Here is a 13,579-nt window from a genome sequence, read left to right on the forward strand (position 1 = left end):
CGGGGGGAATTCGACGGCTGGTCGCGCGAAGTCGTGGTTGATGCAAGGGGGGACGTGTACAGATGGGCATGATCGCTGACTGGCCGTCACTGGCGGCATGTCAGAACGGGGACCCGGACGCGTTGTTCGTACAGGGCGCTGAACAGAACGTGGCGAAGCGGATCTGCCGGAGCTGCCCGGTCCGGTACGAGTGCCTGGCCGATGCGCTCGACAACCGGATCGAGTTCGGTGTGTGGGGTGGCATGACCGAACGCGAGCGCCGAGCGCTGCTGCGCCGTCACCCGCAGGTGACCAGCTGGCGCAAGATGTTCGAGGCGGCGATGAAGAAGAACGCCAAAGAGAAGGCCGGCAAGGACAAGATCCTGGTGACCTCGGCCAACTGACCAAAGTGCCGCCCGGCCGGTCCTGGCGGCTCACCGCCGGCTGATCGCCTCGCCGATCGTCCGCAGCCCGTCGACGTCGTGTACGTCGGCGGGCTGCGCCGTCACCGACACCATCGGCACCGCGGGGAACGCCGCGGTGAACTGGGCCGACACTCTCTGCTCGCGTAGCGCCTGCTGGGCCAGCGTGGCGTGGGCCCGCAGCACCTCGACGGTGCCCGCGTGCCCGCCGTCGCGCGCCAGCCGCTCCGCCGCGGCCACGCTGTCGGCCGCGCTCAGCTCCGGCACCGCCGGCCGGTGCACCCGGTTGAGCACCAGGCCGGCCAGCGGCATCCGCTCCTCGCGCAGCCGGCCAGCGAAGTAGGCCGCCTCCCGGACGGCGTCCGGCTCCGGGGCCGCGACCAGCAGGAACGCCGTCTCCCGCGCCTGCAGGATCCGGTACGTCTGCTCGGCCCGCTGCCGGAAGCCGCCGAACATCGAGTCCAGGGCGGCGACGAAGCCGGAGAGGTCGGTGAGCATTTGCGCCCCGATCACCTTCTGCACCGCCTTCGAGAACATCCCGAAACCGGCAGTGACGAAGCTGAACATGCTCCGCCCCCCGGTGCGCGCCGGGGCGAGCAGCAGCCGCAGCATCCGGCCGTCGAGGAAACGGGAGAGCCGGGCCGGCGCATCCAGGAAGTCGAGCGCCGAGCGGGACGGCGGGGTGTCCACCACGATCAGGTCCCACTCGCCCCGGGCGTGCAACTGGCCCAGCTTCTCCATCGCCATGTATTCCTGCGTGCCGGCGAAGGTGGAGCTCATGGCCTGGTAGAAGGGGTTGGCGAAGATCTCCGCCGCCTTCGCCGGATCGGTGTGCGCCAGCACCACGTCGTCGAAGGTCCGCTTCATGTCGAGCATCATGGCGTGCAGCTCACCGCCGCTGTCCTCGACGTCGATCCCCTTGACCTGGCGGGGCGTGTTGTCCAACTCCGTCAGGCCGAGCGACTGGGCAAGCCGGCGTGCCGGGTCGATGGTGAGCACCACCGTCCGCCGGCCGTGCCGCTCGGCCGCCCGTAGCGCCAGCGCGGCCGCGGTCGTCGTCTTGCCCACCCCGCCCGCGCCGCAGCAGACCACGATCCGTACGCCAGGATCGGCGAGAATCTGGTCGACGTCCAGCGGTGGCGCCGCGGCTTCGGAAGGCACCAATCGAGCGTATCGGGCTACCGGGTGTCTCTGCCGCGTGCTGCCCGCAGGTGTGAGTCAATCCGCCCGGACGAGCGCTCCGGCCAGTGTCTCCAGCCCCGCCCGGTCGACTCCCTCGGGGAGCAGCGGCAGCTCGGTCAGGGGCAGGCCCAACTCCACCAGGTCGGCCCGGAGCGAGTCCTCCAGCTCCCGGCGTACCTGCTGGTCCCGAGCCTCCTCGGCCAGGCCGGCCACGGTCCGGGCGTCGGTCGGCAGGCCGGCAACGGCCAGCCCCCGCCTCAGCTCGGCCGCGGTCACCTCGCGCCCGGCCGGCACCGGCGGCCGGGCGCCGTTGACGATCACCCGGCCGATCGGGAAGCCGAGCTGGGTCAGGTCGGTGATCGCGTCGACCGTCTCCTGGACCGGCATCTCCTCCAACAGCGTCACCACGTGCACCGCCGCGATCGGCGAGCGGAGCAGCGCGGCGACCCCCTCGCTCTGGGTCTTGATCGGGCCGACCTTGGCCAGCCGGGCGGTCTCCGCGGTGACGTTGAGGAAGCGGCCGATCCGCCCGGTCGGCGGTGCGTCCAGCACCACCGCGTCGTACACCCGACGCTGCCCGTTGGTCCGCGTGGTCGCCTCCTTGACCTTGCCGGTGAGCAGCACGTCCCGTAGGCCTGGGGCGATGGTGGTGGCGAAGTCGATGGCACCCAGCTTGCGCAGCGCCCGGCCGGCCGCGCCGAGCTTGTAGAACAGGTCCAGGTACTCCAGGAGCGCCTCCTCGGCGTCCACGGCCAGGGCCCGCACCTCGCCGCCGCCCGGGGCGTCGGTCAGGTGCCCTTCCTCGTAGGGCAGCGGATCGGTGCCGAAGAGCTGGGCGATGCCCTGCCGCCCCTCCACCTCGACGAGCAGGGTCCGCCGGCCGCCGGCGGCCAGCCCGAGGGCCAGCGCCGCGGCGACACTGGTCTTGCCCGTGCCGCCCTTGCCCGTCACCACGTGGAGGCGGGCCGGCCACCCGGTGCCGGCGGACTCGGCCGGCCGTTCAGCTGCTGCCACCGGTCGAGCCTACCCAGCCGCCGGGTTCAGGAGACCTCGCAGACCCACCAACCTGTCTTCTGCACCACGGTGAAGCGCAGCTCCTGGTCGGCCACCTTTTCGTCCGCGGTGGTCATGGTGACCTTGGTGGTGACGGTCGCCCGGTCGCCGGTCCGGTTGTCCACCTTCGGAGTCGTCCAGCGGAACCGCGGATTCCGGTACTGCGTCGCGTACTTCCGCACCTCGGCGACCTTATCGGCGATCTTCTTGTCGTCGCGGGCGGCCGAGCAGACGAAGGTGGCCGCCTTCTCGGCGTCCTGGTCCCGGTAGACCGCGGCGAGGAAGCCGTCCACCGCGACGGCCGGCTCCTTCGCGCCCTGGCCCTCCTCGGCCTGGCGGAGGGTGAGGAACGCGGCGGTGCCGCCACCGCCGCAGAGCAGGATCGCCGCGGCCAGCACGATCGAGGCGATCAGCAGTCCGCGCCGCTGCTTCGGCGCCGCCGGGTTCGGGTTCGGGTATGGCGCCGCCGGGTTCGGGTACGGCGCGGCTGGGTTCGGGTACGGCGGGTGGCCGGACGTCGGCGGCGGGGCGAAGGCCCCGGCGGGCGGGATGGCTCCGGGGGGTGGCGTGGCGCCGGCGGGCGGCTCGGGGTGGGCCGGACCGCCGGGCGAGCCGGCTGCGCCACCGATGGGCGGTTGGGTCATGTCTCCCCCCAAGGTGCGGTGCCGTCGCCGCCGATGGCGACCGACGCGTGATCGGGCGTGGCGGGCGAGCGCGGGATGCCCGTCCAGACCGGAAGGGTATCGGTCGGTGGAGGACCGGTCGGTCCCGTGTACCCGGTCGGTCCCCGTACCCCGGTCGGTCCCCGTCGACCCGGACGGGCGCGCGGTCCGCGCACTGGGGCGAACGGGAGAACGCCGTCGCTTCCCCGACCGGACGTCTGTCGCATATGTGACTGAACGTGACCGGCGCTGCGCGTCTCGTTGCCGGGGTCGTCTGCCAGATCCTAGTTTCGTCGCACGCGGGGGCGGACCGCCGGCGAGTCCGAGCCGGACGATGGTGATTTTGAGCAGGTACGACGCCCGGAGGCAAGGCTATGCGCGACGCGGAGGACATCCCTCGAGGCCAGTTCCGCCCCGGTGAGCGGGCGGGACGGCGCGGCGACGCCGACGGGACCGGTACGGGGCTGCCGTTCAACGAACGGTCGTACCGGCCGCCGGTCGAGGTGACTCGCGCGCTGGTCGGGCCCGGTGAGCGGGGCCGGGACGAGGAGGAGCCTGGCTATGTCATCCACCTGCCGGTCCGGGTCGCCGATCTGACCGCGGCGGCCGCGCTGGCCGGCACCGTGGCCACCTCGCTCGGCTTCCTCAGGGAGTTGGACGCCGGCGAGACGACCGTCTCCACCGCGGACGACCAGAACAACCGACACCGGGTCTTCTGCGACCTGCTGCTGCCCGATCGCACCCGGTGCCCCCAGCAGTACGACCACCAGGGCCCCTGCGGCGAGCCACCCACGACGCCCGAGCAGCGTCCCGTGCCCCGGTAGCATCGCCGGATCGTAGGCTGTCCCTGACCGAAGTAATTCAGGCAAGGGAGCCTTCACGCATGCAGAAGTGGGAATACGCCACGGTGCCGCTGCTGGTCCATGCGACCAAGCAGATCCTCGACAACTGGGGCGAGGACGGCTGGGAGCTTGTCTCCGTGGTTCCCGGCCCGAACCCGGAGCAGCTCGTCGCCTACCTCAAGCGGCCGAAGGCGTGAGCGGCATGGCGAACGGACCGTACGCGAAGCTCGCCGAGCTGGGCCTGGCCCTGCCCGAGGTGGTGCCGCCGGTGGCCAGCTACGTGCCGGCCGTCCAGTCGGGGCAGCACGTCTATGTCTCCGGTCAGCTGCCGATGGCGGAGGGCAAGCTGCTCGCCACCGGCAAGGTCGGCGCCGGCGTCTCCGCCGAGCAGGCGAAGGACCTGGCGCAGCGATGCGCGCTGAACGCCATCGCCGCGATCGATTCGCTGGTCGGCCTGGAGAACGTCGTCAAGATCGTCAAGCTGACCGGCTTCGTGGCCAGCGCGCCGGGCTTCACCGGCCAGCCGGGCGTGATGAACGGTGCCTCCGACCTGTTCCTCGCGGTCTTCGGCGAGGCCGGCCGGCACGCCCGCAGCGCCGTCGGCGTCGCCGAGCTTCCCCTCGACGCCCCCGTCGAGGTCGAGGCCATCGTCGAGGTCGCCTGACCCGTCCGCCCTGCTCAGCCCCCGCGATCTTGCGGTTTCGGCCGGCGTAAAAGCCGTGAACGACCACAAACCAGTGGCCTGAACTGCAAGATCGCGGGGAGTGGCGAGCGGGGTCGTACGATCGCTGCCATGGGCGGGCATGTGACCGGCGCAGCGGGGGCCCTCGCGGACCAGCTGCCGGAGTGGGCGACGCTGCTGCGCGCCCCGAACCCGGGGCCGATGACGCTCGACGGCACCAACACCTGGGTGCTGCGCGCCCCCGGCGCGGAGCACGCGGTCGTCGTAGATCCAGGCCCCGCCGACGACGAGCACCTGGCCGCGATCGCGGCGTACGGCCCGGTCGGGTTGGTGCTGATCACCCACGGGCACCCGGACCACACCGAGGGCTCGGCCCGCCTGAGCGAGCTGCTCGGCGGTACGCACGTTCTCGCCGCCGACCCGGCCCACACCATCGGCGGCGAGCCGCTGACCGAGCCCGGCGAGCACTTCGGTGGCTTCGGGCTGGAGATCCGCCTGCTCAACACCCCCGGCCACACCGCCGACTCGGTCTGCTTCCTGGTCGAGCACGGCGACGAGCGGGCGGTGCTCACCGGCGACACCATCCTGGGCCGGGGCACCACCGTGGTCGCCCACCCGGACGGGCACCTGGGTGACTACCTGTCGAGCCTGGAGCTGCTGTCGACGTACCGGGGGGTCCCGGCGCTGCCGGGGCACGGCCCGGCGCTGGCCGACTGCGGCGCGGCGGCCGAGTTCTACCTGGCCCACCGGCGGGCCCGGCTCGACCAGGTCCGCGCCGCGGTGGCCGAGGGGGCCATTACCGCGCCGGAGGTGGTCGCCAGGGTCTACGCCGACGTCGACCGGTCGCTCTGGTGGGCGGCCGAGTGGTCGGTCCGCGCGCAGCTCGAATATCTCGGAGTGGAGCAGCCGTGACCTGCCCGGTGTGCGGAACCGTCGCTGTACCCGGCGCGCGGTTCTGCCACAACTGCGGGGCCGCGCTGCCAGCCGCCGCGACGCTGCCCGCCGCCGAGCGTCGGGTGGTCACCGTGCTTTTCGGTGACCTCTCCGACTTCACCTCCTGGTCGGAGGATCTCGACCCGGAACGGGTCGGCGCGGTCACCGACCGCGTGCTCGCCGCCCTCGCCGGTGCGGTCAAGACCTTCGGCGGGCACGTCGACAAGCTCACCGGCGACGGGATCATGGCCGTCTTCGGGGCGCCCGTCGCGCACGAGGACGACGCCGAGCGGGCGGTCCGGGCCGCGCTCTCCATGCAGCGGGCGGTCCGTCGGGTGCTCGACGACGAGCGCGGCGGCGGCGCGCCGCTCGGCCTGCGGGTCGGGCTGAACACCGGCGACGTGATCGCCGGCATCCAGGCCGCCATCGAGTACACCGTCATCGGCGACACGGTGAACACCGCCGCCCGGCTGGCCGATGCCGCCGCCGTCGGCGCGGTGTACGCCGGGGCCCGCACCTCCGCCGCCGCCCGGCACGTCGCCTCCTGGCGGGCGCTGCGCCCGCTGCGGCTCAAGGGCAAGCGCGAGCCGGTCGAGGCGTACGAGTTGCTGGGTCTCCTGGACGCGCCGGGCACCCGGTCGGGCCTCGGCGACGAGGCGCCCTTCGTGGGCCGGGAGACCGAGATCGGCCGGGTCGCCGGCCGGCTCGCCGAGGTGATCGACCGGAGCGAGCCCCGGGTGCTGCTGATGACCGCCGAGGCGGGGATCGGCAAGTCCCGGTTCGCCGCCGAGGTGGAACGCCTCGCCGCCGGCTACGACGTCGGCGCGGGCCGGTACGCCGCACACACCGGTGCCCGGGTGCTCTCCGTGCGCTGCGCCGCCTTCGGGGAGCGGCGCCGGCTGGCCCCCCTCGCCGACCTGGTCCGGGCCGCGGTCGGCCTGCCCAACGACGCCTCCACCGCACTCACCCGCCCGGCGGTCGAGGAGCGGCTGCGCCGGCTCGGGCAGCGGCTCGGCCGGCTCCCCGGCGACCTGCCCCCGCTCGCCGTCGACCAGCTCCTCGCGCTGCTCGGGTACGCCGAGCTCCCGGCCGCCGGCGAGAACGGCGACTGGAACGCCGCCGCCCCGCCATCGGACGCCGAGGCGGTGCCGAACGCGGTCGCCGACCTACTCAGCGTGCTCGCCGTCGAGGCGCCCCTGGTGATCGTGGTGGACGATCTGCACGACGCCACCGCCGAGACGATCAACGCGCTCGGGTTGACCCTGTCCCGGCTGACCGGCCCGGTGCTGGTGCTGCTGCTCGGCCGCCCCGAGCTGGTGCGGACCGCCGGCGCGCTGACCCGGGTCGCGGACGCCGAGGTGCACGCGCTGCCCCCGCTGCGCGGCGCGGACGCGGCCCGGCTGCTCACCAGCTACCTCGGCGGCGGCAAGCTGTCGCAGGCCGACGCCGACCGACTGCTCGCCACCGCGCAGGGCAACCCCTTCTACCTGGCCGAGCTGGTCACCCTGCTGATGGAGCGTGGGGCGCTGACCCCCGGCCCGGACCGGAACCCCCCGGTCGGCTGGCGGCTCGCCCCCGGCTCGCTGGGCAGCCGGCTGCTCTCCCGGGACCTGGCCGCCGTGCTCGCGGCGCGTATCGACGCGCTGCCGCCGGACGCCCGGTCGGTGCTGCGGGACGCCGCGGTGATCGGTGACACCGTGCCGGCCGGCGCGCTGGAGGCGCTCCGTGAGCAGCGCGTCGGGCGGGACGGCCGGCCGGCGGCGGTGGCCGCGGTCGAGCTGGACCGGGCCGTGGACGAGCTGCTGCAACGCCGCATGCTGCACCGCATCCGCACCGGGTATGCGTTCGCCACCCCGCTGATGCGGGAGGCCGCGTACGCCGGGGTGAGCAAGGCGGAGCTGGCCGAGCGGCACGCCGTACTGGCCCGCTGGGCCGCAGCGGAGAGCGCCGACGCCGCCGCGCCCCCGGCCGGCGGGTTCACCGAGACCGCCCGGGACGACTTCGTCGCCGAGCACGTCGAGCGGGCCGCCGCGCTCGCCGACGCGGTGAAGCTGCGTCCCGACGCGCCGGCCCGTGCGGTGGCCCCGCTGGGCGTGGCCGCGCTCGGCCGGGCCGCCCGCCGGGCGCTGCGTTCCGGGGAGCCGGCCCTGGCCGTCGAGCACGCCGAACGGGCCGCCGAGCTGGCCCGGGACGGACTGCCGCTGGCTGACCAGGTGGTGCACGCCCGGGCACTGCTCCAGATCGGACGCCCGAACGACGCGCTCGCCTCGGCCGAGAAGATCGCGGCCAACGCCGGGGACGCGGCGGCCACCCGGGCCAGTGCGCTGCTGCTCGCCGGGCAGGCCCACCAGACTGTGGGCGACGCTGACCGGGCGGTGCGCTGCTGGCAGGAGTCGTTGCAGGTGGCCACGGCGGCCGAGCTGCCGGCGATGCGCGCCTCGGCGATGCGCCGGCTCGGCATGGCCGACTTCATCGCCGGCCGGCTGGGGCAGGCCAGCAGCCGACTGGCCGCCTCCTACCAGCTGAGTCTCTCCGCCGGGGATCCGCGCGGGCAGGCGTGGTCGTTGCAGAACCTGGCGTGGGTGACCACCACCCGGGGCGACTTCGCCGGCGCGGACGCCGTGCTCGGCCGGGCCGCCCGGCTCTTCGCCGAGCTGGGGGACCCGTACGGGCGGGCCTGGCTGCGCGGCACCACCGCCTTCGCCCGGCTGCTCGACGGTCGGCTGCGGGAGGCCTCCCGGCTGGCGCGGGTGTTCCTGCCGTTCGGGGAACGGGTCGGCGAGGCCTGGGCGGTCGGCACGCTCCGGGCGGTCGAGGCGTACGCCACCGCCGAACTGGGCGAGCTGGCCGAGGCCGACCGGGGGGCGCGCCGGGCGTACCGGGAGTTCGCCGAGGTCGGCGACGACTGGGGGCAGGGGTTCGCGCTGGTCGTCCGCGGGGTGGTGGCGCGTGGGCTGGGTGCGCCCGAGCACGCCGCGGACCTGCTCACCGACGCGCTCGGGTATGCCAACCGGACGTCGCACCCGTTGCTCACCGGGATGGCCGGCACGCTGCGCGGGTTCGTGGCCCTGGAACTGGGCGACAGCGAGACCGCCGAGCGGGACGCCCGGTCGGTGCTGACCACCGTCGAGCCGCACAACCCGCAGGCTCCCGCCCAGGTGGGGCCCCGGGTGCTGCTCGCCATGGCCCGGCTCGCCGCCGGTGATTCGGCGACCGCGGTGGGGCTGCTCGCCCCGGTCGCCACCGCCGCCGCCCACACCCCGTCGCTGCTCTTCTCCCGCCGCCAGACGATGGCCCGGTACGCGTCCGCGCTGCTCGCCCACGGCCAGCATGAACAGGCGCTGGACTGGGCACAGCGCGCCGTGGCCACCCCGGCCGAGGACGTCCGCAGCCAGGTGATCGGGGCCTGCGTACTGGCCGAGGCGCTGGCCGCCTGCGCCCGCCCGGCCGAGGCGCTGGCCAGCGCCGAGGAGGCGGTCCGCCTGGCGTACGCCACCGAGCAGTGCGGCGAGCGCCCCGCAGCCGACGCCCTCTACACCCGCCTCGCCACCTGACCCGTCCCGCGGGGTGCCCTCAAGATCCGCACAGATTCGCGGAAGACGTGGCCATTTCGCGTCGTGAGGTAGCACTTTCCGTGAACCCGCGGTCACGAGTTGGCGGGAGTGGGCAGGTTTGGCGGTTTCGGGGATATGGGCGACGGGGAGTGGCGGCTAGCCTCGGTGGCCGAGGAGGCCGTCCACGGCGACGGTCGCGGGTGGGGAGGACACATGAGACTGCCGCGTTCGGGTGCCGGCTGGACGATGGCGGTCTTCGGGGTCCTGGCGCTGGTACTCGGCGCGCTCGGGCTGATCTGGCCGGAGGCCCAGCTACGCATGCTGGGCTTCGAGATTCCGGCCGAGCGTGCCCCGGGCGACTACACCGGCACGTTCCTCACCGCGTCCTCGATGGCCTCGTTCAACATGGGGGTCTACTACCTGCTCGCCGCCGCCACCGAGTGGCGGCCGTTCTTCCGGTTCACGGTCTGGTTCCGGCTGGTGACGTTCACTGTCTTCAGCATCGCGGTGCTCTCCGACGTGGCTCCGGGCCGGTTCTTCGGGGTGGCCGCCTGGGAGGGGCTTGGTGCCGTGGCGACGGCCGTCGGCCTCTGGTGGGATGCCCGCCGGGCGGCCGGCGACGGTACGCCGGACGACACCACCGCCGGGGCGGGCTCCGTGCCAGCGGCTGACACGGTGCACTGAGCGACCGGGATCGTTGGGTATTTTCGAGCCGTGACCGAGACCCCGCCCGGCGCCCTGCGGCTGCCCATCGTGCCCGGTCTAACCGATTTGGAAGTGTTTGCCCGCGGCGGCTACGCCACCGTCTACCGGGCCACCCAGATTTCGGTGGGGCGCGAGGTCGCGGTCAAGGTGGAGAATCGCACGCTGGACAGCGATCGGGACCAGGCGCGCTTCCTGCGCGAGGCGCGGGCCGCCGGCAAGATGTCCTCTCATCCGCACGTGGTCGACCTCTTCGACGTCGGGGTCACCGTCGACCAGCATCCCTACCTGATCATGGAGCTCTGTGACGGGACGTACGCGGAGCGGATGCGTACCTCGCCGCTGGGCCCGGTGGAGGCCCGCGACCTCGGCGTCAAGATCGCCGACGCGCTCGCCCACTCGCACGCGGCCGGGGTGCTGCACCGGGACGTCAAGCCGGCCAACATCCTCTACTCCCACTTCAACCCGGCGGTGCTGGCCGACTTCGGGCTGGCGGTGCTGGCCGAGGTGCGCGACGCCTCGGTCACCCTGGAGGTGCTCACCCCGGCGTACGCGCCGCCGGAGATGTTCAACAACAGTCCGCCGACGCCGGCGGTCGACGTCTACGCGCTCTGCGCCACCCTCTACGCGGTGATGCACGGCCGGCCGCCGCGCTGGCAGTCGGAGCGCAACCCGAGCCTGGTCACCGTGCTGGAGATGTTCAACCAGCCGATCCCCGGCCTACCCGGGGTGCCCGACGAGCTGATCGACGTGCTGCGGTTCGGCATGGCCAACGACCCGGGGGAGCGCCCGTCGGCCGTCGAGCTGGGTGGCATGCGCGCCGCGCTCCCGCTCGATCCGGGCGTCTCCCCGGTCGGCGGCGTACCGTTTTCCGGCGCCCCGGCACGCCTGGGCGGGCCGTACGTCGTGGGCCGGACGGGGCAGCCGGCGCCGCGCCCGCCCACGGAGGACGACCCGACCGCGCCCGCGCGTGACCGGCGGTGGCCGCGTCGCTGGTTCCTCGGCGGCTTGGGGGTGCTCGCGTTGGCCGCCTCCGCCGGCGCGGGAGCCTGGCTCGCCAGCGGTTTGCCGGGCCTGGAGCCGCCGACGCCGGTGGTCAGCGAAATCGCCGATCCGACCGGGTTGAAGGCCCTGCCGGGCTGCGCGGCCGGGGGCGTACGCCTGCCGACGGGTGCCCGCTGCGCGTCCGAGCTGGAGTGTTTCGGGCCGGTACGGCTGCGCCGCGACCGGGCCGAGGCGACCCGGGTGCCGTGCGACGGCCGGCACACCTGGGAGACGTACGCCGTGGGCGACCTGCCCGCGACGCTGACCGGGGCGGGTCACGCGGTGGTGGTCGCCGACCCGGCCGTCCAGCAGGTCTGCAACGTCCGCACCTTCCGGCTGGTCAGCGGCATCGACGAGGCGGCCGGCTGGAACCTCGAGGTGTTGCCCCCGTCCGGGACGGACATGGACCGTAGCTACCGTTGCCTGGCCGGACAGGGCGTGGACGCGCTCGCCGTGCCGACCATCACCGGTCGCTGAGCCCGGGCGTCTTCCGCTGCTGCCGGTCCGCACCGCGTACCCGGCGGGTGCCAGAGGGCGAAACGTGTCGAGCAAGAAAACTTCGTACATCAGTCGGCAATTTGTCCTGCTGATCTGCGTTTGACGGGCGACCGCCGTTGTCGGTGATCCCTAGAGTGACGGGGGTCGAGGTGTCCTCGACCGACCCGTTCCCCACCGGAAGGCGTCCACATGCCACGTGCAATCCGGTCCCTGGCCGCAACAGGGATAGCCGGCATCGTCCTCGCCGGATCAGCGATCGCGCCCGCGGCCGCGGCACCGGCCCGCGTCCCGCAGCCGCCCGCCTCCGACCGGACCAGCGCCGTCCAGGCCCGCCGGGTCGACCGCGTGCCAACCCCGAAACTCCACTGGTACGGCTGCTACGGCTACGCCCAGTGCGCCACCGTCCGGCTGCCGCTCGACTACGACAAGCCGAAGGGCGCCACCACCGAGGTCGCGGTGCTGCGGGTCAAGGCCCGCGACCAGAAGCACAAGATCGGCAGCCTCTTCCTCAACCCGGGCGGCCCGGGCGGCTCGGGCACCGGCTTCGCGCTCGTCGCGCCGTACTTCCTCGGCGACGACCTGCTCGACCGCTTCGACATCGTCGGTGTGGACCCGCGCGGCGTCGCTGCCAGCGACAACATCAAGTGCTTCCGTTCGGTGCGGGACCAGACGAAGGCGTACGCCGGGCTTGACATGGCCTTCCCGTGGACCAAGGCCGAGGAGAAGGCGTACATCGCGTCGTCCAAGGCAGTCGGCAAGGGGTGCTCCACCACCGGCAAGCCGCTGACCGGCGCGGCGTCCACCGCCGAGGTGGCCCGGGACCTGGACGTGCTGCGCCGCGCGGTCGGCGACAAGAAGCTCAACTACCTGGGCTTCAGCTACGGCAGCGCACTGGGCCAGTACTACGCCAACATGTTCCCGGACCGGGTCCGCGCCCTCGTGATCGACGGCGTGCTCAACCCGAACGCCTGGGTCGGCCAGGGCAAGGCCCGCAACCAGCTCCAGGAGACCCGGCTGCGCAGCGCCGAGGGGGCGCACAAGGCGCTGCACGAGATTCTGGTCCGCTGCGCGAAGGTCGGCGCGGCGAAGTGCGAGCTGGCGTCCGCCGGCAACCCGGTCGCCGCGTACGAGACGGTGGCGAAGCGGCTGCGCAAGAAGCCGGTGGTGATCAACGATCCCTACGGAGGCTCGTTCACGGTCAGCTACGCCGACTTCGTCGGCGCGTCCCTCGGTGCGCTCTACAGCCCCTACGGTTGGCAGGACATCACCGACATGACCAAGGATCTGCTGGTGGCGACCGGCCCGGCCCCCGCCGCGCCGGCCCGAGCCCAGGCCCACACCGCCCTGGCCCAGCGCGCCGCGAAGGCCCGGAAGCAGCGCGGCTACGACTTCCCGTACGACAACGGGCTGGAGACGTTCCTGACGGTGGACTGCACCGACGCGTACCACCCGAAGAACGCCACTGCCTGGCCGGCGCTCGCCGCGGCGGAGGACAAGCGTTCCCCGTACTTCGGTCGGCTCTGGGCCTGGGGCACCGCGCCCTGCGCCCGCAGCACCTGGAAGGTGCGCGACGAGGACGCCTACACCGGCCCGTTCAACCGGCGTACCAGCGCTCCGGTGCTGGTGGTCGGCAACTACTGGGACCCGGCGACCAACTACCGGGGCGCGGTCAGCTCGGCGGCGCTGCTGCCGAACAGCCGGCTGCTCAGCAGCGACAGTTGGGGGCACACCGCGTACGGCACCTCGGAGTGCGCGACCGGCGCGATCGACGCGTACCTGCTGAAGGTGAAGCTGCCGGCGCGGGGCACCGTGTGCACCGGTGACGCCCAGCCGTTCGTGGCTGTGCCCGAGTGGCCGGACGCGCGGGCGACCGTGTCGAAGAGCGCCCTCGCCCAGCGGGGTGCGCCGCGCCGGGGCGAGCCGAAGCGACTCCCGCCGGTCGTCGCACCGCTGCCGGTGCTCGGCACGCTGGCCGTCCGCTGAGGACCCCGGGGTACGGCGGGTGATCGGGCACCCGCCGTACCCC

At 73.7% G+C, this 13,579-nt stretch carries 12 protein-coding genes; 9 read left to right on the forward strand and 3 right to left on the reverse strand.

Translation table 11 applies throughout. The features are described from left to right. Positions 1–62 precede the first annotated feature (62 nt). Positions 63–383, forward strand: a complete 321-nt coding sequence (locus ACNAW0_RS17200; RefSeq protein WP_091199158.1) for a WhiB family transcriptional regulator — start codon at positions 63–65, stop codon at positions 381–383. A 30-nt stretch (positions 384–413) separates the two neighbouring features. Here the strand turns inward: ACNAW0_RS17200 and ACNAW0_RS17205 are convergent, their stop codons facing one another. The 3 genes from ACNAW0_RS17205 to ACNAW0_RS17215 are packed head-to-tail and all read right to left on the reverse strand — an operon-like array spanning position 414 to position 3,280. Further along, complete coding sequence (locus ACNAW0_RS17205) at positions 414–1,565, reverse strand: ArsA family ATPase (RefSeq protein WP_416288892.1); 1,152 nt, start codon at positions 1,563–1,565, stop codon at positions 414–416. 54 nt (positions 1,566–1,619) lie between these two features. Further along, on the reverse strand, positions 1,620–2,597 hold the full coding sequence (locus ACNAW0_RS17210; protein WP_416288893.1) for an ArsA-related P-loop ATPase: 978 nt from the start codon (positions 2,595–2,597) through the stop codon (positions 1,620–1,622). Between the two features lie 26 nt (positions 2,598–2,623). Then, positions 2,624–3,280, reverse strand: coding sequence for a hypothetical protein (locus tag ACNAW0_RS17215; RefSeq protein ID WP_416288894.1), 657 nt, complete (start codon positions 3,278–3,280; stop codon positions 2,624–2,626). A 392-nt stretch (positions 3,281–3,672) separates the two neighbouring features. On the opposite strand from ACNAW0_RS17215, the gene ACNAW0_RS17220 reads away from it, so the two are divergent. The 8 genes from ACNAW0_RS17220 (at position 3,673) to ACNAW0_RS17255 (ending at position 13,536) form a co-directional block, all read left to right on the forward strand. Further along, positions 3,673–4,122 carry a hypothetical protein gene (locus ACNAW0_RS17220; RefSeq protein ID WP_416288895.1) on the forward strand — a complete coding sequence of 150 codons (450 nt, stop codon included), beginning with the start codon at positions 3,673–3,675 and terminating at the stop codon, positions 4,120–4,122. A 59-nt stretch (positions 4,123–4,181) separates the two neighbouring features. Next, on the forward strand, positions 4,182–4,337 hold the full coding sequence (locus ACNAW0_RS17225) for a DUF4177 domain-containing protein (RefSeq protein WP_013736319.1): 156 nt from the start codon (positions 4,182–4,184) through the stop codon (positions 4,335–4,337). Between the two features lie 5 nt (positions 4,338–4,342). After that, positions 4,343–4,804, forward strand: a complete 462-nt coding sequence (locus tag ACNAW0_RS17230) for a RidA family protein (RefSeq protein WP_416288896.1) — start codon at positions 4,343–4,345, stop codon at positions 4,802–4,804. A 129-nt stretch (positions 4,805–4,933) separates the two neighbouring features. Then, the gene (locus tag ACNAW0_RS17235; protein WP_416288897.1) at positions 4,934–5,734 is read left to right on the forward strand and encodes an MBL fold metallo-hydrolase; all 801 of its coding nucleotides are present in this window, start codon (positions 4,934–4,936) and stop codon (positions 5,732–5,734) included. Then, a complete protein-coding gene (locus tag ACNAW0_RS17240; RefSeq protein WP_416288899.1) occupies positions 5,731–9,309 on the forward strand; it encodes an adenylate/guanylate cyclase domain-containing protein in 3,579 nt (1,192 codons plus the stop codon). Before ACNAW0_RS17235 ends, ACNAW0_RS17240 begins: the two co-directional genes overlap by 4 nt. Positions 9,310–9,522: 213 nt before the next feature. Beyond that, positions 9,523–9,993, forward strand: a complete 471-nt coding sequence (locus tag ACNAW0_RS17245) for a hypothetical protein (RefSeq protein ID WP_416288900.1) — start codon at positions 9,523–9,525, stop codon at positions 9,991–9,993. A gap of 30 nt (positions 9,994–10,023) precedes the next feature. Beyond that, the gene (locus ACNAW0_RS17250; protein WP_416288901.1) at positions 10,024–11,532 is read left to right on the forward strand and encodes a serine/threonine-protein kinase; all 1,509 of its coding nucleotides are present in this window, start codon (positions 10,024–10,026) and stop codon (positions 11,530–11,532) included. 210 nt (positions 11,533–11,742) lie between these two features. Continuing rightward, entirely contained in the window at positions 11,743–13,536 is a 1,794-nt protein-coding gene (locus ACNAW0_RS17255; RefSeq protein ID WP_416288902.1) for an alpha/beta hydrolase, read from the forward strand. Positions 13,537–13,579 lie beyond the last annotated feature (43 nt).

The sequence above is a fragment of the Micromonospora sp. SL1-18 genome, from assembly GCF_047921505.1.
In the GTDB taxonomy this organism is placed as follows: domain Bacteria; phylum Actinomycetota; class Actinomycetes; order Mycobacteriales; family Micromonosporaceae; genus Micromonospora.

Bases quoted from the DNA above. Each gene is read 5' to 3' on its own strand.
- ACNAW0_RS17200 (WP_091199158.1), top strand. From the start codon at position 63: ATGGGCATGATCGCTGACTGGCCGTCACTGGCGGCATGTCAGAACGGG.
- ACNAW0_RS17215 (WP_416288894.1), bottom strand. From the start codon at position 3,280: ATGACCCAACCGCCCATCGGTGGCGCAGCCGGCTCGCCCGGCGGTCCG.
- ACNAW0_RS17220 (WP_416288895.1), top strand. From the start codon at position 3,673: ATGCGCGACGCGGAGGACATCCCTCGAGGCCAGTTCCGCCCCGGTGAG.
- ACNAW0_RS17225 (WP_013736319.1), top strand. From the start codon at position 4,182: ATGCAGAAGTGGGAATACGCCACGGTGCCGCTGCTGGTCCATGCGACC.
- ACNAW0_RS17230 (WP_416288896.1), top strand. From the start codon at position 4,343: ATGGCGAACGGACCGTACGCGAAGCTCGCCGAGCTGGGCCTGGCCCTG.
- ACNAW0_RS17235 (WP_416288897.1), top strand. From the start codon at position 4,934: ATGGGCGGGCATGTGACCGGCGCAGCGGGGGCCCTCGCGGACCAGCTG.
- ACNAW0_RS17245 (WP_416288900.1), top strand. From the start codon at position 9,523: ATGAGACTGCCGCGTTCGGGTGCCGGCTGGACGATGGCGGTCTTCGGG.
- ACNAW0_RS17255 (WP_416288902.1), top strand. From the start codon at position 11,743: ATGCCACGTGCAATCCGGTCCCTGGCCGCAACAGGGATAGCCGGCATC.